Below are 17,834 nucleotides of genomic sequence, written 5' to 3'. Positions count from 1 at the left end.
CGGGGACGGTTACTTCGACGCTACCCGCGACGGAACCATCCAAGCATACGATCTCTCAGCCGGCGGTAAAGTAGTGAGGGAGATAGAGTACACCCAAAGCCTGCCACAGGTCGCCGGGAACACAGTTGTCTTGCTCTACGGGCCACGCCCTATGCAGCACGACCCCAACGAAGAGGACGACGAGGACCGGGTGGTCGCCTACGACCTTCGGACGGGCGAGGAGCAGTGGCGCTACGTCTTCGACGAGCGCGAGTGGACACATGATATCATGAGAGCGATTGCGGTCGATGACGACACAGTCTATCTCGAGCGTGACGCCGAGCTGCTGGCGCTTCGATCCGAAACCGAAACGCCCGACGATTCAGAGGATGGCGATCCTAGAGACGACGAGCAGGACGAATCCGACGAGCAAGACGAGGACCAGCAGGGCAGCGAGGACGACAGCGACGACGGTGGATCTGGTAGCAACAACGACGGAGAGTCTGTCGATGACGATGACGGCGATATCGGGAACGGAACCACCGGAAATGGGGACGACGGAAACGAGACGAACGCTGGAAACGAGACGGACACCGAGAACAACACTGACGCCGACAACGTGCCTGGCTTCACGGCCGGTGGCGGACTTCTCAGCGGGGCGCTTGGCCTTGAATGGCTGCGCCGGAAGACCAGCGTCGACGAATCGACTAGCGTGAACGAATCGTCTGAGTAAAGGTACGCCGAGTCGGGCAAATTCGGACGAGATCACTAAACAACGTCTCGGAATTCTCGCCTTGTCGATTACGACTCCCGAACCATAGGACATCACCCACTCGAGCGCGACTGGTACTATTGTGATATAGTATCCTGGTCTATATGTAGGGAGGACACGTGGACATCACCTATCGAACCTCCTGCGTCAGAGGCTTAGTTACCTCGGTACCCCTTTCCGAGGCGGCTTTCAGTGCTATTGACGACTCGAGGATCCCATTTGCCTACACCTGACTCGTTAGGGTGCGGCTTTATCACCGATGGGGACAATAGGTGGTGATACGGCAGGGTCTCATCCCACTGAATGGCATGTGCCCCGATGTGTTGTCCGCCTCCTGCCGTCACCCACCCTTTCGACACGATAGATCCTGCTCGAGGACTACATAAGAAATTACTCGCGAGTAAATAATATATTCTGCAGTAATACGGGAATGATTACCGCTCAAGGAACCCGGTTCTCCCCGCTTGCACCATCGGTGTTCGGTTAAGCACTGGATCGCCTCATGAAGGCTTCAGCCACTCGTTCGCTGAGTAAGAGGCGTGATTTCTCTGGTTGGCGGGCGTCACGAAACATCAACTCCGACAGGTTCTTCTGAAACTCCATGAACCCCCGGTCATAGCCCCTTCATTGGGTCGCTTCAACCCTACAAGGGTCCTTCTGAAACCCTGCCCTATATGGGTAATACAGAGTCTAGTAACCATTGTTTGGGATATTAAATTCCGTCGACCTCTAATTCTGGTTGTATCCACTGGGGTCGACGAAGTTGGTCTGTTGCTCTGTCAATCGAGCACGCCAAATCCTTCTGCTCTCTCACAGCGTCCGGAATACCGCAAACGGCCCGGCCGACCGAGTCACGTGAGCTGTGAGCGACGACTCGAAACCCGACGCGGATCAGGCCGTGGTTTGCTCCCGACTCTCGGATCTCTCTCGTGACCAGCGACTCGTACTCGAGGTCATGGTGGATGTCCATCCGGCGACAAGCGGTGGAGTGTATGAAGCGTATTGTGAGCGCGCGAACAACCCAGTCCACGATCGAACGCTGCGTGGGTGGCTCCCGAAACTCGAGCGCTATGAGTTAATCGTAAAATCCGAGTCGGAGTACGAACCCGTCTACGAGGGTCGGGAGATCGCGTTGAAAGAACTCGGAATTATGGTCTAGACGCGGGTTAGGACCCGTCTGTTGGCCCATTGGTCGATCGTCTGCTACTCTGATAGGAGCTCGCCCACATACTGGCCTTCCCATTCGCGACGTGCCTCGATCTCGCGGCGACCACGCCGAGTGAGCGTGTAGATGTTCGTCCGTCGGTCAGCCGTACCTTTCTCGATGAGGCCCTTGTCGACGAGTTCGTCCAGATTTGGATAGAGCCGGCCGTGGTGAATCTCGCCTTCGTAGTACTGCTCGAGTTCGTCCTTGATCGCGAGGCCGTGTGGTTCGTCCTGGCCGGCGATCGTGTACAGCAGGTCACGTTGGAATCCGGTGAGATCGTACATATCAAACCTCATGGCTTTCAACGGCTTAAGAATAGGGGTACCAGTCCCAGATCCCTAGGGGATTATAATGTATGAAAACCACCGGATTCACCAGACGGCTGTCCAACAACCACTGGCAATTTCCAATACATACAAAGATGATTTGACAAACCTTTTATGTCATATTGTGGTTGAACGGACAATGTCAGATATAAGTGCGCAGGAGAATATGGTAGAATTTTCAGAAAATTCGAAGAATACACCAGTGTTTGCTGTCGTTTCGGCGGTTGCCGATGCAGAGGACGTCGACCCCGTTGAACTGCCACCGCTATACGAGGCTATTGATCCGGAAGCACTGAATGACCTGTGTACGTCACGCTCTGGATCTTCTGTGGGGAAAGTGGAGTTCCAATATGCCGGGCACGATGTGGTGGTGCGAGGGACTGGCGAGGTCGAGGTCCAGTCGATTCACCAAACCTAATCAGCACTCTCAGAAAACTGCGAGAGAAGCTGACCTGCCCTTTTTGTTCGATACCAACCTCGTTGCTTAGTTCACCGTGGTATCTGAGTCTCTACTATGACCAAGTGTTTACAAGCTAGTTGATCGCTATCCAAGCGGATGGACGGCGATCTCTGATACTTTCTCGCGAGTTCTCGAGAGGCCCACTCGGGTATAGATCGTCCGAGCGCTCGATGAGCTGCTGCGGAACGCCACCAGCTCGCGACCAAACTCGATATGGATTACACGACGATCCTCCACCGCTTTGGCGTGCTGCGAGACAATAACGTCCTCAGGACGGCCGGTGGCGATTACGGTATATGTACCTGTTCTCCGACCAAGTGACGGTGAAGTGAAATATGGTCGAAGAGATACTCGAGACAACGAATACCTCTCGAGCACCGCCACATCGAAAGCAAGCAGGCGGTGGCGGTTCGCGACAACTGGCCCGACAAACGTGCGACCGTTGCGATTCACGTCGAGTACGGCGACGACCCCGGCCCGATCGAGTTCGAGGCCGACGGCGAGACAGCCGAGTACACGCGGGCGAACAACCCCAGTGTATCGAAGAGGGCATAATGTTCAAACCCGCCGACGGGAGCGACGGCCCGACGGTCGAACTCCATGTCGATATCGGCTGCGAGGACTGTGGAGACACCGAGTATGATCTCTCTGGGGTGGACCTGTAGATGCAACTCGAGACGCGATGATTCAAGCGCAGGTCCAGCTCGCAAAGCGCGGGATGATGATCAACAGCGTGGGCTTCGAGGCGGCGACATTGCACGTCGTGACGGCCGATTGGTTGCTCGAGCGCCTGCCGGGGATGGGGGCCGAGTATCGATGAGTAGCCAAATCCCGACGGCCGCTACGTCAATTTCTACTGCCCCGGATGCCAAGCCCACGCGGACGACAACGAAAGTCGGTTTTTCGCGATCCGTACTGTCTGAGTTCGCTGGACGCGGCGATCGACGCCGACCAGCCCGTACAGGCGCACCACCCACCAATCGGGAAGTTCGACGACCGGCTGTTTCAGACCGACGACTAACCAACTGTTTTCACTTCGAACGAGGGGTGTCTCGAAAAACTCACGAACTGCGAGCCGGCGCTACATTCATACGTGTGCTTGTGAAATTCACACATTGCCCCCATAGCCATCTGTAACGGACATCTGCTCATGAGATGGGCGGCGGTGCCCCCATCGCTGCCCCTTCGGTCCAGGTCAAATGTATACTGAGACGAAAAGCGACGAGCCCGGCGGACGTAACCAGGCCGGACTCGCAGTGACTGTGGTGGGGTTGGATGGGTGTGTCGCGCCTGTGGCACAACGCGACAGTCGGACTAACTGCCGAGGTCGTTATCAATCTCTCCCCGATTCCCACCTTTCACTCGAAATGTGGTGTGTCAAAAGACCCGCGAGCGCACGCAGCAAAAGACACTCGCTCGCGGATAACTGGGGGTTGGGATGAGTCGCGTACTGGGGAACGCGACAGGTGACTCGAGGGCCTCGAGTCTGTTGAGACCGCTGCCAACAGATATTGGTTTGTGAGTCGCTTGTCATCACGATGGCTATCAAGCGCTAGCCGAAAGCCACCGCTGGCCGTTGCGTCTGCCGGTCGCTCGGAGGTTGCACTGTTGCCCCCTGCGAGACTGACCGTCACGGTGGTGGCTGCTTTCATGAAGATAGTATCGGATTACCGAAGAGAGAACTACGTCACTTGCGAGTGAAACTGTCTAGTAATACTGATTGAACATACTGAGCAGTTTGGGCAGTACTACTGGCTTGTCTGCCAAGTATTTATGTGGGGTTAGAACGACATTCGTCCTGTATGATACCGTACACGGTGTGGTCGGAGGCCGGCGGCGTCGGAAAGACGACGCTCGCTGCGAATCTCTCCCGAGCTCACGCGAACAGCGGCCAGAAGGTGCTGGTAATAGACATGGACCCACAAGACGGCGGGTTGACCCATCACTTCGGACTCGACGACGACAAGGGAAGCGCCGACGCGGACAATCTCGTAATGCACATGATCGGTCGGCCACGGGGCGATTTCGGCGATCTCGTGCGCTCGAGCGAAGGTGTTGACGTACTCCCGAGTCACAATATGCTCGGGACGCTCGACGACCTCTTATCCAAAGCTCAAGAACTCGAGGAGGATACGAACCCGGACCCGGAGTATGAGTTCGAAAAGGAACGCCAACTCCGGCGCGTGCTCGTCGACGCCGATGTCCCCTCGGAGTACGACGTAATCATGATCGACCCGCCAGCGTCGGAGGGCCAACACTTGTACAACGCCGTCTACGCGACGGGCAACCTCCTAATCCCGTTCGAACCGTCTCCAAAAGGCGAGCGGAGTGTGCAAGGGCTACGGGACGTAATCAACGGATTCGAGGACGAACTCGGAGATATCGACGTGGGCGTAATCGGCACTGTCCCGAATAAGCTCAGTGGGACGAACATCAATCAGAAGTATCTCGATGCGCTCGAAGATGAAGAACTCCCGATCGCGCCGGTGTCGATCGGTGAACGTGGCTCGATGCTCGGCGAGGCGTGGGACAACCAGGTATCAATCTACGAGCTGGCTGAGAACGAATCCTATCGCGACCTTCGCGACTACGAGCAACCGACTCTCGAGAAATTCGATGAACTAGCGGAATACATCACCGAACAGTTCGCCACAACCGAGGCCACAGCATGAAATCAGGAACAACCGATCCGTTCGCGAACGATGACGAGGACGAACAGACAGCAGAGACAGACAGTACCAACAGTCAGACTGACGAGTCAGACTTGCCAGCAGAGACATCCAATTCGGAGGGTCAAACCGACTCAGATCAATCGCCGTCCGGCAGTAATACCAGACAGTTTGACCGGTCAGACTTACCAAGAATAGTCGGCCGAGACAAGGTCAAAGACGACCGCGACGACGTGCATCAACTGTTCGTCTACGAGGATACTGACGACATGGAAGAACGCGCACGCCGTGACCTCACAGACCGATTCGACGAGGACCTCTACAAGCTCGATGCTCGAGAGGCGATCTACCGTGCAGGTATGGAGAACTTAGACGACGCCGAAGATATCCTCCGCGAGTGGGGACAAGATTTCTAATAGGTTTGGTCACGACCCGCTCATATCCAACTCTACTACAGCCGTCTCTTCCCCCGACTCGTCGCCGTTAGACCCCCACCCACAGGCCGACCTCGAGTCATAGGGATAGCCGATATGCTGCCGGTATACCCCAGGTGTCGAGTGAAATCCAAACCACCGGCCACCCCGGGTGTCGAGTGAATTCAGTTAAGACTCGTCACCCCGGCTGTCGAATGAAATCGAGTGTTTATGCGGTGTGAGGGCAGTATATTGCACATCTACGAATGATAGCACCCCGACTGTCGAGTGAAATCGGAGCACTTGACAAATCACAGGAGGAGACCGAGTGTCGAATGAATCCAATACCACCCCAGGTGTCGAGTGAAATCTTAGCCCTTAATTCTTCTCGAGTTCTGAAAATCGGCTGTCGTTATGGATCACAGCCTGAACAACGGCCGGATCCTCTAGGAGATAGTAATAGTTCGTCACGCCGCTACTATACCCACGCCCGACTCGTTCTACTTGCCCAAGGATATCGAGGAATACCTGTTCATCCAGTTTATCGCTCATTCGACGCTGAGAGAGTGTTTCTATCCCGAGAGCACTATCCGAGGTGATATTTTGATACATCTCGTAGATTTCTCGGGTCGCGAATTCTTCCCGCTCACTGTGTTGTTCCGCAAGCACAGAGAGCGCATAGACAGACGCTTTGATCTGCGTCGGCTGCCCTTCCAGAAGTTGCGAAAAGCGGTCGATATTCGCTTTCTCTCGAGCATTCCGGACATGGTCCTCAGTAACCTCGTCGGCGCCCTCATCCTTCGCGAGCTCACCAGCATTCCGAAGAATATCTAATGCCTTCCGTGCATCCCCGTGTTCTTGTGCAGCGAACGCAGCACTTAGCGGAATAACGTCATCCGAGATGACACCGTCTTTGAAGGCATCATCTCGGTTATACATGATCTCACGGAGTTGGTTTGCATCGTACGGAGGGAATATGAATTCACGGTCCTGTAAGCTACTGAGAATCCGCTCATCAAGCGATTCTTTGAACGAGATTTTGTTACTGATCGCAATAATGCCGACTTTACACGAGTCTAACTTCCCTGCTTCTCCAGCCCGAGAGAGTTGCATGAGAATCTCGTTGTTCTGGAGCTTGTCGATCTCGTCGAGGATGATGATTGCGACGTCGTAGAGTTGGTCAAGGATCGACCAAAACCGCTCGTAATAGACGTCAGTCGAAAGCCCGGTAACTGGAATACTAACGCCGGTTTTCTCCGGCTCGTTCAACGCTCGAGCCAGATTGATCACGACGCGAGTCTCAGTTTTCGTCTGGGTACAGTCGATATACGCCCGTCCCATTTTCGTTCCGTTCTCGAGTGCATAGTTCTGTGCGCTTCGTGTGACGTGTTTCGCAACGAGGGATTTGCCCGTACCTGTCTTCCCGTAGATGAGTGTGTTTCGAGGCGATTGTCCCTTTATCGCTGGATGAATACTCGAGGCGACGTTTTCGATTTCGCTATCCCGACCGATAATACGCTCCTCGGTTGGGACAAGATCGATATCAAGAAGCTCCTTGCGATCGAATATCGGATCTTCCGACCCCCAGAAATCGTTCAGTGATCCACTCTCGGGATCTCCGTCGTCCATAAACATCAAAAATAGACCAGTTCATATAAAGACAGGTGGTTGGTCCACACCACGAGTCGTGTGTAAACCGCCCTAATAACGTAGAATAGGGTTTCTATTGCTTATCTATTGAAGACGGGTTACCCCAACTGTCGAGTGAAATCAAACTGAATAGGGTCAGCCACCCGGTAAAGAATCGAACTCAGACACCCCAGGTGTCGAGTGAAATCTTCCAGCAATTGAAGGAGTGGGAGAGAGAAGGCCCACACCCCAGGTGTCGAGTGTAAACTGCTGAATTCGCGTGTTATAACTAATTTATGGCCCACTCAAGAATCCGTCAGATAGAACTTAGAGTAGCAGTGGCAGTCAAAATATCGTTGGCTCTCTATTCTTTTTCTGGCTGTGAACCCACTGCGGATACTGTTCACATCTATCCTATATAAATCTTTTTTGATCTAGTTCTGTTTCTATACGATAAATATTCTTTCGAAACGCCCTCTCTATTGTGACCTCGTTCTTTAGATCGTCTCTCCTTCAGTTTTGACCATCTACACTCGACACCTGGGGTGTGGGGGATCGAATATCTCTCGTTGCTCCAGTAGCACGGCGGTGGTGATCACCGCGGAACCAAGCAAGCGGAAATCCAAACATTCTCTGAATAAGTGTTCTCATTGTTCTCAAGAACGCGGTATATATACGACAACATGGGCTTCTTGGGCACTCTCGTGCGCCCGGACGTTCTGAAGGTGCCTGATCCCGATCCCCCTGAACGTACGAACACGCAGTCGTCGACCACTGTGGAGACGACTCGCACGCAACACAGCTACGGAGGGTGGGATCCTCACGGAATCCCTGACTGCGACTACGGGGACCAGGATTGGGAAGAACACTGGGCGGATCAGCACGAAGCCAGCTGTCGGAAATGAGGTGTCTCGGTCGACATGGATAGGCTCCTGGGATCGGTTACGCAGAAACTCAACAACCAGAGTACTACCACGACCGTTGAGATCCAGCCGTGCGACTTGATCCTACACGATACCCCCGAACACAACTGAGTCAAATATAACGAGTACGGCACAGTCCAGTGCAACTAGTGTTACATGGCCGCCACAAGAAAGAGTCTCCCCGATTCAGCTGAGATCGAGGATCAAAGTTCGCAACGGAAGCAGCGGAAGAATCGAACTTCAATCGATCCATGTGACGAAAGTGGTGATCACACTTGGGCTGATACCGATCGGACTGAAGACGTTTTCCAAAGTGGGTAGGAACCGACATTACCGTATTAACCAACAAAACTATGGGTTGGCGTTCCGTGTTGGTTAACACGAGAACAGCTGATGTCCTACGAGCCACCGACTCCACCGGCAAACCTCCCGACGGAGATAGTCACCACGCTCAATGAGTCCACTCCGGAGTACCTCCAGGACGTTGCTACGTACGCCGAGGAGCTAGCCGAACACAAGGAACGCGAAGCTCGTCTTGAGGAGGAGGCAGACCAGGATGAGGTAGAGGAACGACCAGACGACCTACCGGATGACGTCCCCGCAAAGGCGACGATCACGATCAAGGAAATCAACGATAACCGCTACTACTACTGGCAGTGGAGGGAAGGCGAAAAAGTGACCTCCAAATACAAAGGTCCGGTCAATCCAGACGAGTGAACTTTGTCATACTACCTTTAAACGCTTCTCGGCGAGGGTGACAAGAGGTACTCTGAGAATCCAAGTTATCGGGAATACTACGCAATCGGCGGGTATAGGCTATGATATCTCTACAGAACAGAAGTCGGCTAGATGGATTTATCATGCATAAATCTACGCGATATTTAGACATCGATATAGATTTCAAACCCTGCTGTGCATGAGCAATCCACCTAGCTGGCTCAGACTCCTCGGATATAGAAGTAACTACAGACGAGTGGTCCGTATGATCTTCGCCTCGGCCTTTCGTAGATGCTCGGCTGCCGTGCTCGGGGCACATCCAATCCGCGCCGCGATATCCTCGTAGGTTCCCTGACGAGGGATATCATAGTACCCAATGTCTTTTGCCGCCTCAAGGGCATCGTACTGTCGCTCAGAGAATACCGGTTCCGACAAACCTGGTATCGCCCCTAATCCACTCACTTCATTGATCTTTACCTCGAATGGAGCAGGAATCTTTGCGACAGCTGTCTGTACCTCGTCGGTCGGGCCGAACAACGAGATCGTTACAGAACCATCGCCGTAAGTGTACGGGGGAACCATAAGCAGGCTTCCGCGGGTAAGGGTTGCGAAGAGCTGCTCTGATATCTCGTTTAATTCAGTCTGAAAGTATGTGTAAAAGCTGCTGTCACCGGTTTCCATGATCTCAAAGTCCAGCACTTCTGGCTTCTGCTGTATCTGATTTTGAAAGACGTTGACATCGCCCTCGATATAGATCAGCAGCCCAAGCCGGTCATCCGAGGCATTCAAATGGAGACCGACAGCACGATCAAGATACGATGCACTAGAGAGTTCCTGGAACATCGAAGCACTCTCTTCGCGGTCGCCTCCTGTTTTGATCGTCAGCCGGAGATGTTTCATGCTGTAGAATCCGCTCTGTCTCGTTTAAACCCCCCGTTGAACTCTTGCACCAGCCCTACTGCGTCACGAAGACAAGCACCAATTACAATGCGAGTATTCATCGCAGGATCGACTGGAGTGCTTGGTCGACGACTCGTCTCCGGATTTAGTGAACACGGACATACCGTAATCGGACTCACACGAGATACAAACGGTGATGAGATCGTCGAAGCACGTGGCGGTGAACCTCGGCGCGGTGATCTATTCGATGAAGCTTCGATACTTCAAGCTGCGGACGGAGCTGACACTATCATCCATGCTGCAACGGCGATACCGACCGACTCAGCCACTCCCGAAGCGTGGGACCTCAATGATCGGGTTCGGACGGAAGGAGCCGAGGCACTTACCAAAGCGGCAGTCGAGGTTGATGCTGACCAGTATCTCCAGCAAAGCATCGTTTATGTGGCTCGCCAACCCGATGGTAGTGCATACGATGAGAGTTCGGCACCCAATCCAGTATCTTGGACACAGTCCGCGCTCGACGCTGAAGAAATTGCAGTAGAAGCCGGTGAGCAGAATGGCTTCGACGTATCGGTTCTTCGATGCGGCAACTTCTACGGAGCCGATTCCTATTATACGCGCGCTGATGGAAAGGGTCTTATTCGTGGTGAGCGACCGATTATCGAAGGGACACAGGAAACACTGGTCTCGTATCTTCATCTGGACGATGCAGCCAAGGCATTCATCGCCGCCGCTGAGGCCACGCAAAGTGATCTGTGGCACGTCGTTGATGATGAACCGATGAGCGATGCCGAGTACATCTCGATCCTTGCAGAGCGGCTTGACACATCCGTTGCGGGACACATTTCGGAAGAAGCCGCTTGTGAGGCCATGGGTGATATTACGGTGGAGTTGTTTGCGAACGCGTGGCCGACATCGAACGAAAAAATTCGGGCAGATCTTGGCTGGGAACCTATGTATCCAACGTGTCGAGAGGGGCTTATGCAGGTCGTGGACGCCTGGAAATCGGACGGATTCCTCTTCGACACAGAATAACACCATGCCCATACAGTGTGAATTCCGGTCTCAATGTATAGCACCTGAATTCTTTCCCAAGAAATGCTTCTATTGAATTCGCAGAGGGCGGCGAATGTTAGCAGATTCATCTCGGATATCGCCACCATTGCACAGTCACGGTGTGAGCATTGCGAGGGCTACGCCGACATCGAGTCGCTGGTCTGTCAGCTGCCGGTCGATCATCTCACGTTCGCCGCACACGACGCATTCGCGCCGTACTCGGGGCCGTACCCGATGGTGATACTGATCCGGGCGTTCATCATCGGGGAAATCAACGGCTGGGATGAAACTGCCCTCCACGACTACCTCCGAGCAAATTCCGCACTCCGCCGCGATCTTGGATTCGAGACGCTTCCGAACCAATCAACGTTCTGGCGCGCATGGAACGAACGGTTTAGCGAGAAACTCCGCGATGCCGTACAGGAGTGTGCTGACGCGATTGTGAAGGCCGCATGTGCCTGCGGTGTCTCTCTCCCTGAGCGAATCAACACTGGCGAAGAAGACGAATCAGAGGACGAAGGCTGTCCAGAACGCCAGCTCCTCGCACAGAAGACCGACAAAGTGTGGCAGCAGGCCAAACCGTTCGTGACCGACGCCTTCGCGCTTGATCGCGGGTCGAACTGGCAGATCCACGAGAACGCCTTCTGGGAGCAACACGCCTACATGGGAATGCGCGAAGACATGTATGCAGCGAGCGGTCCAGCCTCGTTTGTCCTCGATACGACGCGGGAGAGAGTTCCGTCGGGATCGACGCATCGCTATCAGACCGGGAAGCTCTCGGTCGTGGAGATTCGCTCGATGCTGCGGAACACCACACGGATGCTGATCGCGCGTGCTCGCCAACACGGCGAACTCACCGGCAAGCTCTGGGCGGCCATCGACGTGACCAAGGGGGTTCCGTTCACCAGCGACGTGGACGACGACGATGACGATATCCTCGGATACCGCGACGGCAACCAGTACTACCAGTGGGCGGTGCTCAAAATCGTCGAGATGGACGTGCCGCTGGTTCTCGACGCCATCCCGCGCATGCGTGGTCAGTCGAAAGACGAGATCGTGGAAGAGCTACTGACGCACGCGACCGAGATGGTGAATCTCGACCTCGTGATGATGGACCGCGAGTTCGATAGTGGTCCGGTAAAGGACACCTGCGAGGAGTACGGCGTCCATTACCTCAACCCGACACGCATCTTCGAACGCAGCGACGAGGCCGATACTATCGCGTGGATGTACCGCAACGGCAAACGCTTCCACGCCACCGAAGAGGAATCCGCCGATGGGGCCCGCACGCAAGCAAATCTACCTCCCGCAGCGGTCGAACTCGGATGACGAGGACGACAGCCTCTCGGAAGTGTGGAAAGAGATGTGTGGCGAGTGGGAGTTCGAGGACGTGGACGGTAAGCCGAGTGAGCGGATGTCGTTCTCGCGGCTGCTCGCGGACATCCAGCGTGAAGAGGACATCGAAGAACGCAAGCAGAAAGCGCAGGACGGAGACGTAGACACCGCCGAACCGTCGTCTTCGAGACGAACCACCCCTACGTGACAGCACGTGACGCCGGCGATCAACAGATGGACGGGAAGGAATTCATCCACATGATCGAGCGGCTCATCCGGTGGTATCGCCACCGCTGGGGCATCGAGAACGGCTTCAAGAAACAGAAACACTTCATGGTGCGAACCACCTCGACCGAACGCGACTACCGATTCTTCAATTTCGTGTTCGAGTGCGTGCTCTACAATGTCTGGCGGCTGGTGGACCTGCTGGTGAAACTCGCCATCGACGGCGAGAACAGGTCGTACGCACCGCGCGTCGATGCGAACCAGTTCCTGACCGTTGCCAAGCAGTGCTACGGTCTCGATCCGCCTGATTAATCTCGGTCCTCCTCCGTGAGCGCCCGGTTCGTGAGCGGTGGCACTGTTCAACGTCGCTTTATTTAGTCTCATACTCGTCCGATTCCGAAATGCTACTCCGAGACCGACCAGCGCTAGTTTACCACAGTCGGAACAGAGCCGAAACGAATGCTCAATCCGTGTATTGAGCAGCTATCTAGCCGACATCAGTACATAAACCGCATTCGGCGATGGAACTACACCTCTCGAGTCCCGACTGTTCGGTATGGAAACCCCCGACCCTGACGACCTCGAGTTACTGGATACCACAGAGGGGATTGAGTTCTACAAAGACGGTGAGAACGTCGTCATTTCAAGCGACACCATCCGTGCGGGTGAGGACGGTGTCAGAATCACCTATGATTCGCTCATGAACGCCGTCGCAGAACTTCGAGACCAGTATCGAGAGAGTGAGTGACCATGTCCCGAACCCAACGTGTCCGCGGTCGCTCGCCGCCCGATCGTGACGACTGGCAGGTCTCGACAGTGGCCCGTCGAACGACCAACCACGACGGGGCGGCCGTCTGTGCCGTGACCGGCGAGACCGTCTCGCTGTCTGAGCCGCATTTCTACGTGACGCTGCGACGGGAGAGCGAGTATCGATTCGACCCCGCGGAGTACGATCACTTGGTCGTCGCGGATGGGGCGCTCGGCGAGCTGGATGAATGGCTCGAGGGCGGTGAAGAATAAGGCTATTCGTCGACACGCTCGAGTTTCAGTTTCCCGTAGTTTGCCCGCCGCTTGCCCGTATAATAGTATCCGTCTAGTGTCTCCTCCTCTTTGTCATAGGTCACTGTTGTTGTCCCAAAGTGATATTCGAGGTTGTCCTCCGCGGCATAATCGGGATCATTCTCATATGTATAGCTAAGGGTTGGATCACTTCCATCATTCACGTGTATGGTTGCCCCATCGCTCGTTGATTCTGAGTCTGGGCCGTCAAGGCCGATATGGATCATATCCCATGTTTGTTCGATGTAGATCTCTGTCTCCATCGCCGTGAGATCGTCGTCAGGGTCATCAATATCAGCGATTTTCTCCTCATCCTCGACATTATATGACGTCCAGAGGTGACCTCTCCATGCCCCCTCGAGATTGGGGACCTCCACGATCCCTACTCTTCGAAGGAGTAGATGGTCCCATAGGAATTTTGAAAATGCTATATAGAGAACCGCTGAAGCACCTGCGAAGGACGGCGCCCAAGCGAAGCCGAGTTGTGTGCTGGTAACAAATCGAAGTATGAGAAGGAGACCAGCAGTTATCTCACCGATTTGTACGAGTCTCTTCCACCGATATGGCTGGTCAGTAGAGTAGGGGTGCATTAGTGAGGCCACCCGTCCCAAAGTTCACGAAGTTGCTCAATGAACTTGTTTGCCTCGTAAGCGGTCCACTCGGTTTCTTTCGAACCAGTCAGATCGACTATTTCGTTCTGTTGTTCCATCTCAGTCACGTCGACATCGTCCCTCTCAAGATATCTGAGGATGGATTCAAATCGTTCATTAAGATGAAACTTCCGAAACCTCTGGTAGGGAACGTTATAGAGTAGACACTCGATGAAGTACGAGGGAACATCGCCATTCCCGAACAGCAATTTGTCACCAATGTGATCTCGAGCGTGTTTGTACATCCGGACCGTCTCTTTGTAGTTTTGGTTACAGCAGCTGCTTTTGTCCTCACCGTTCCACCGATGTTCTTTCGGAAAATTGACTATCTTTGTCCCTCCAAACTGGGTGCGGAAGTAAATCCCTCGAGTAAGTTCAGGTTCTTCGTCGCCCGGTGGATAAGCTGCGATAAATCACGCCTCTATGTAGATTCATGTCGGACAACTAGATCTACGTCGCTCCCTCCGTGGATGTGAGTGGTGTTCGCGTACGAGCCCTGAAGATAGACACTAAAATCGTCTTTCTTCTGGCTGAGTAGTGATCGGGAACTTCGGAGACCGTTTCGTACGGTTCGACGACACCTTGCTGACCCTTTATCGGCTCCGGTACCAGTCCAGCTTTCGAGACGACTTTCCGGGATTGCCATGAAGTTACATCCAGTAGGAACGTCAGGCGTTTAAGGATTCTCGAACCATAGTGAAAGTAGATTACGCTTGCTAAAGCAAGGAAGAGCAACTACAGCGTTTGAACCATCGTTTGACGCTGTTTCCAGAGCCTGAACTCGCTAGTTTTCACAACCTCGGAGGATAATTTTGATGTGTGGCTTTGTTTCTCTCTAGCTAGAAGAGAAACTGACAGCAAGTAGAGTATGAGTTGCTCAGTAACTAATCGATTCCAGACCTTCTGCGTCGCATGATTCAACCGAAGGGTGTAGTAGTGCCTGAAAATGACAATAGCCGAGGATCGTAGAATCGAATCCTAAATTCTTCTTACGACAGTTTGACGGCCCCACCCGAAGAGATTATTACGTCATACCCTCGGTACCGGAACGAAACGTGTCCGCCTCGGACCGAGTCATCAGCATCGGTCGGTTCAAACAATCGGTCCAGCGCAGCGGGGTCCACAACGTCGTTGAGCGGTGGCTCGAGGGCAATCGGGGAGACATCTTCCGCGTCGGCAATCGCTTCAAGGACGCGTAGGCTCGGCTTTGAGCGCGTTAACTCGGTGGCACTCATGGATTAGACGAGGAGCTGAATGTCAGATTCAGCCATGTGTTGCAGCGCGGTGGCCGCACCGACGCCGGTGGTGACGCCGTCGTAGAAGTCGTCCTCATCATAGTCCATCAGTTCGATCGTCATCTGACACGCCTGCAGATCGACGCCGCTCTCGAGGGAGAGGTCGATCAGTTCCTCGATGGTGGCAGTCCCGTTGTCGTCAATCTTCTTCTGCATCATCTTCGTGGCCATCTTATCCATGCCTGGCAGAGCAGCGACGGCGTTCGGGACCGGCATATTCGGGTTGCCGACGGCGCTCAACTTGAGGTCCTTCGACTTCTCCTCGTGGAGGATATCGAGCCCCCAAAACGTGTGGAAGACGACAACCTCCCAGCCGAAGGCGGCCGCAGTGCTCGCGAGGATTAACGGTGGATACGCCATGTCGAAGCTCCCCTGTGTCGCGACGATGGTCATCTTCTTCTGATCGTCGCCAGTGTCCACCGCTGCCATCGATTCTTCCAATTCCTCGACGCGCTCGCGCAGCGCCTGTAACTCGGCGGCGTCGACGTCCGGATCGGCGTCGTCGACTGCCGTCGTTGGGTTATCCGTGCTCATTATTCCGTCTTCTTCACGTAGTGGGTGTAGATGTCGTCCTCCTCGACCTGTTCGAGGAGTTCGACGCCGTCGGTGCCGTCGGCCCACCCCTGAATGTCGCTCATGCTGCCCGAGTCAGTTGCGACGACCTCGAGGACGTCGCCGGCCTCGAGATCGTCGATCGATTGCTTGGTCTTCACGATGGGCATCGGGCACGACTGTCCTTTCACGTCTAGCGTCTCCGTGGTCTGGTATTCCGAACTCATAGTTTCGTTCTGGCTCCGTATTGGAGCTATCATACAATATTGGGCGCTCCCATATAAGGCCTCCGGTTATTGCACAATACACGAACACCTCCCAATCCTGGGGAGGGTAAAATAACTAGTTAGTACCTTGCATACGCGCATATAGAAATCGTGAGGCTGTATTTGGCTAGTCTGTATTGTATACAATAGGAAATACTACACAAACCCTTAAGTGCCAGTAGCCGATACTGGGAACTGTACAACATGGACGATATGGATCTTCCAATGCCGGACGTCGAGATCGAATCGGTCAGTCCAGACGAATTGAAGGGGCGAATCGACGCGGGCGAGAATGTCACGCTCCTCGATACCCGTATGGAATCGGAGTACAACGAGTGGAAGATCGACGGAGAGACCGTTGAATCGATCAACATCCCGTACTTCGAGTTCCTGGACGACGAAATTAACGACGATGTCCTTGCACAGATTCCCGATAACCACGAAATCACGGTTCTCTGTGCGAAGGGTGGCTCGAGCGAGTACGTCGCCGCACAGTTGAGAGAGCGCGGCTACGACGTTGACCACCTTGAGGACGGGATGAACGGCTGGGCGCGCATCTACGAGCGCGTCGAGGTCGAGCGCTACGACGGCGCGGGGACGCTCTACCAGTACCAGCGTCCCTCGAGCGGCTGTCTCGGCTACCTCATCGTTGACGGTGACGAGGCGGCCTTGATTGACCCACTGCGTGCATTCACCGACCGCTATCTCCAAGATGTGAACGAACTGGACGCCGACCTGAAGTACGCAATCGACACGCACATCCACGCGGATCACATCTCGGGGATCCGCGACCTCGCCGATGAGGGCGTCGAGGGCGTCATCCCCAAGGCGGCGGTCAACCGCGGTATCACCTACGCCGACGAGATGACTCTCGCAGCAGACGGCGACGAGTTCGAAGTCGGTGCTGCCACGATCGAAACCGTCTACACGCCCGGACATACCTCCGGGATGACCTCGTACCTGATCGACGACTCGCTGCTTGCGACTGGCGACGGCCTGTTCGTCGAGAGTGTTGCCCGCCCTGACTTAGAGGAGGGCGACGAGGGCGCAGAAGACGCCGCACGCCAGCTCTACGAGTCGCTGCAGGAGCGCGTGCTGACCCTGCCTAACGACACGCTCGTCGGCGGGGCTCACTTCAGTGACTCCGCCGATCCCGCCGACGATGGCACCTATACGGCACCGATCAACCAACTCGAAGAAGAGATGGACGCTCTAACGATGGACGAAGACGAGTTCGTCGAGCTGATCCTCTCGGATATGCCGCCCCGTCCGGCCAACTACGAGGATATCATCCTCACGAACCTCGGACAGCAGGAGGCCAACGACAAGGAAGCGTTCGAACTCGAGCTCGGCCCGAACAACTGCGCGGCCAGCCAAGAGTCGCTGGCGGGTGACTGATCA

At 54.6% G+C, this 17,834-nt stretch carries 22 protein-coding genes and 1 pseudogene; 14 read left to right on the top strand and 9 right to left on the bottom strand.

What is annotated here, in order from left to right; genetic code table 11:
- On the top strand, positions 1–712 hold a 712-nt coding region (locus tag PGX04_RS33960; protein WP_465263872.1), incomplete at its 5' end, for a PQQ-binding-like beta-propeller repeat protein.
- Between the two features lie 901 nt (positions 713–1,613).
- The gene (locus PGX04_RS33955) at positions 1,614–1,910 is read left to right on the top strand and encodes a Cdc6/Cdc18 family protein (protein ID WP_273742497.1); all 297 of its coding nucleotides are present in this window, start codon (positions 1,614–1,616) and stop codon (positions 1,908–1,910) included.
- A gap of 44 nt (positions 1,911–1,954) precedes the next feature.
- On the opposite strand, the gene PGX04_RS33950 is transcribed toward PGX04_RS33955, so the two are convergent.
- Positions 1,955–2,242 (bottom strand): PadR family transcriptional regulator, encoded by a 288-nt coding sequence (locus tag PGX04_RS33950; RefSeq protein ID WP_273742496.1) that lies wholly within the window; start codon positions 2,240–2,242, stop codon positions 1,955–1,957.
- Positions 2,243–2,309: 67 nt separating this feature from the next.
- Between PGX04_RS33950 and ddfA the strand changes: the two genes are divergently transcribed.
- The 6 genes from ddfA (at position 2,310) to PGX04_RS33920 (ending at position 5,829) form a co-directional block, all read left to right on the top strand.
- Positions 2,310–2,702: a DdfA family disk-determining factor gene (gene ddfA / locus PGX04_RS33945; RefSeq protein ID WP_337959506.1), complete on the top strand. Its 393-nt coding sequence runs from the start codon at positions 2,310–2,312 to the stop codon at positions 2,700–2,702.
- Positions 2,703–3,146: 444 nt separating this feature from the next.
- Complete coding sequence (locus tag PGX04_RS33940; RefSeq protein ID WP_273742495.1) at positions 3,147–3,299, top strand: hypothetical protein; 153 nt, start codon at positions 3,147–3,149, stop codon at positions 3,297–3,299.
- 127 nt (positions 3,300–3,426) lie between these two features.
- Positions 3,427–3,564 (top strand): hypothetical protein, encoded by a 138-nt coding sequence (locus PGX04_RS33935; protein ID WP_273742494.1) that lies wholly within the window; start codon positions 3,427–3,429, stop codon positions 3,562–3,564.
- 45 nt (positions 3,565–3,609) lie between these two features.
- Positions 3,610–3,765 (top strand): hypothetical protein, encoded by a 156-nt coding sequence (locus PGX04_RS33930; RefSeq protein ID WP_273742493.1) that lies wholly within the window; start codon positions 3,610–3,612, stop codon positions 3,763–3,765.
- 781 nt (positions 3,766–4,546) lie between these two features.
- Positions 4,547–5,416 carry a ParA family protein gene (locus PGX04_RS33925; RefSeq protein WP_273742492.1) on the top strand — a complete coding sequence of 290 codons (870 nt, stop codon included), beginning with the start codon at positions 4,547–4,549 and terminating at the stop codon, positions 5,414–5,416.
- Positions 5,413–5,829, top strand: a complete 417-nt coding sequence (locus PGX04_RS33920; RefSeq protein ID WP_273742491.1) for a DUF7970 domain-containing protein — start codon at positions 5,413–5,415, stop codon at positions 5,827–5,829. The genes PGX04_RS33925 and PGX04_RS33920 overlap by 4 nt, the downstream gene beginning before the upstream one ends.
- Before the next feature lie 375 nt (positions 5,830–6,204).
- Here the strand turns inward: PGX04_RS33920 and PGX04_RS33915 are convergent, their stop codons facing one another.
- Positions 6,205–7,455 (bottom strand): Cdc6/Cdc18 family protein, encoded by a 1,251-nt coding sequence (locus tag PGX04_RS33915; RefSeq protein ID WP_273742490.1) that lies wholly within the window; start codon positions 7,453–7,455, stop codon positions 6,205–6,207.
- A gap of 1,316 nt (positions 7,456–8,771) precedes the next feature.
- Here PGX04_RS33915 and PGX04_RS33910 point away from each other — a divergent pair.
- Positions 8,772–9,095 carry a DUF6788 family protein gene (locus PGX04_RS33910; RefSeq protein ID WP_273742489.1) on the top strand — a complete coding sequence of 108 codons (324 nt, stop codon included), beginning with the start codon at positions 8,772–8,774 and terminating at the stop codon, positions 9,093–9,095.
- A gap of 246 nt (positions 9,096–9,341) precedes the next feature.
- Here the strand turns inward: PGX04_RS33910 and PGX04_RS33905 are convergent, their stop codons facing one another.
- The gene (locus tag PGX04_RS33905; RefSeq protein ID WP_273742488.1) at positions 9,342–9,995 is read right to left on the bottom strand and encodes a helix-turn-helix domain-containing protein; all 654 of its coding nucleotides are present in this window, start codon (positions 9,993–9,995) and stop codon (positions 9,342–9,344) included.
- 87 nt (positions 9,996–10,082) lie between these two features.
- On the opposite strand from PGX04_RS33905, the gene PGX04_RS33900 reads away from it, so the two are divergent.
- From PGX04_RS33900 to PGX04_RS33875, 4 genes and pseudogenes are all read left to right on the top strand, one after another.
- Positions 10,083–11,030, top strand: a complete 948-nt coding sequence (locus tag PGX04_RS33900; RefSeq protein WP_273742487.1) for an NAD-dependent epimerase/dehydratase family protein — start codon at positions 10,083–10,085, stop codon at positions 11,028–11,030.
- Positions 11,031–11,093: 63 nt separating this feature from the next.
- Positions 11,094–12,923 (top strand): annotated as a pseudogene (locus tag PGX04_RS33895) (transposase).
- A gap of 244 nt (positions 12,924–13,167) precedes the next feature.
- On the top strand, positions 13,168–13,359 hold the full coding sequence (locus PGX04_RS33880) for a hypothetical protein (protein WP_273742483.1): 192 nt from the start codon (positions 13,168–13,170) through the stop codon (positions 13,357–13,359).
- A 2-nt stretch (positions 13,360–13,361) separates the two neighbouring features.
- Entirely contained in the window at positions 13,362–13,631 is a 270-nt protein-coding gene (locus PGX04_RS33875) for a hypothetical protein (protein WP_273742482.1), read from the top strand.
- Between the two features lie 2 nt (positions 13,632–13,633).
- Here the strand turns inward: PGX04_RS33875 and PGX04_RS33870 are convergent, their stop codons facing one another.
- The 6 genes from PGX04_RS33870 to PGX04_RS33855 all read right to left on the bottom strand — a co-directional run bounded on the left by PGX04_RS33870 (position 13,634) and on the right by PGX04_RS33855 (position 16,394).
- Positions 13,634–14,260 carry a Cap15 family cyclic dinucleotide receptor domain-containing protein gene (locus tag PGX04_RS33870; protein ID WP_273742481.1) on the bottom strand — a complete coding sequence of 209 codons (627 nt, stop codon included), beginning with the start codon at positions 14,258–14,260 and terminating at the stop codon, positions 13,634–13,636.
- Positions 14,260–14,649 (bottom strand): nucleotidyltransferase-like protein, encoded by a 390-nt coding sequence (locus PGX04_RS35120; RefSeq protein WP_465263873.1) that lies wholly within the window; start codon positions 14,647–14,649, stop codon positions 14,260–14,262. Before PGX04_RS35120 ends, PGX04_RS33870 begins: the two co-directional genes overlap by 1 nt.
- A 92-nt stretch (positions 14,650–14,741) precedes the next feature.
- Positions 14,742–14,966 carry a nucleotidyltransferase domain-containing protein gene (locus PGX04_RS34940; protein ID WP_377043944.1) on the bottom strand — a complete coding sequence of 75 codons (225 nt, stop codon included), beginning with the start codon at positions 14,964–14,966 and terminating at the stop codon, positions 14,742–14,744.
- A gap of 343 nt (positions 14,967–15,309) precedes the next feature.
- A complete protein-coding gene (locus PGX04_RS33865) occupies positions 15,310–15,555 on the bottom strand; it encodes a HalOD1 output domain-containing protein (protein WP_273742480.1) in 246 nt (81 codons plus the stop codon).
- A 3-nt stretch (positions 15,556–15,558) separates the two neighbouring features.
- Positions 15,559–16,149 carry a DsrE/DsrF/DrsH-like family protein gene (locus PGX04_RS33860; protein WP_006667139.1) on the bottom strand — a complete coding sequence of 197 codons (591 nt, stop codon included), beginning with the start codon at positions 16,147–16,149 and terminating at the stop codon, positions 15,559–15,561.
- A complete protein-coding gene (locus tag PGX04_RS33855) occupies positions 16,149–16,394 on the bottom strand; it encodes a sulfurtransferase TusA family protein (protein ID WP_273742479.1) in 246 nt (81 codons plus the stop codon). The genes PGX04_RS33860 and PGX04_RS33855 overlap by 1 nt, the downstream gene beginning before the upstream one ends.
- 243 nt (positions 16,395–16,637) lie before the next feature.
- Between PGX04_RS33855 and PGX04_RS33850 the strand changes: the two genes are divergently transcribed.
- On the top strand, positions 16,638–17,831 hold the full coding sequence (locus PGX04_RS33850) for an MBL fold metallo-hydrolase (RefSeq protein WP_273742478.1): 1,194 nt from the start codon (positions 16,638–16,640) through the stop codon (positions 17,829–17,831).
- Positions 17,832–17,834: the final 3 nt, after the last annotated feature.

The sequence above is a fragment of the Natrinema soli genome (assembly GCF_028618695.1).
Note: the sequence above shows the minus strand (reverse complement) of the source record. Positions and strands in the feature narration are given on the sequence as shown.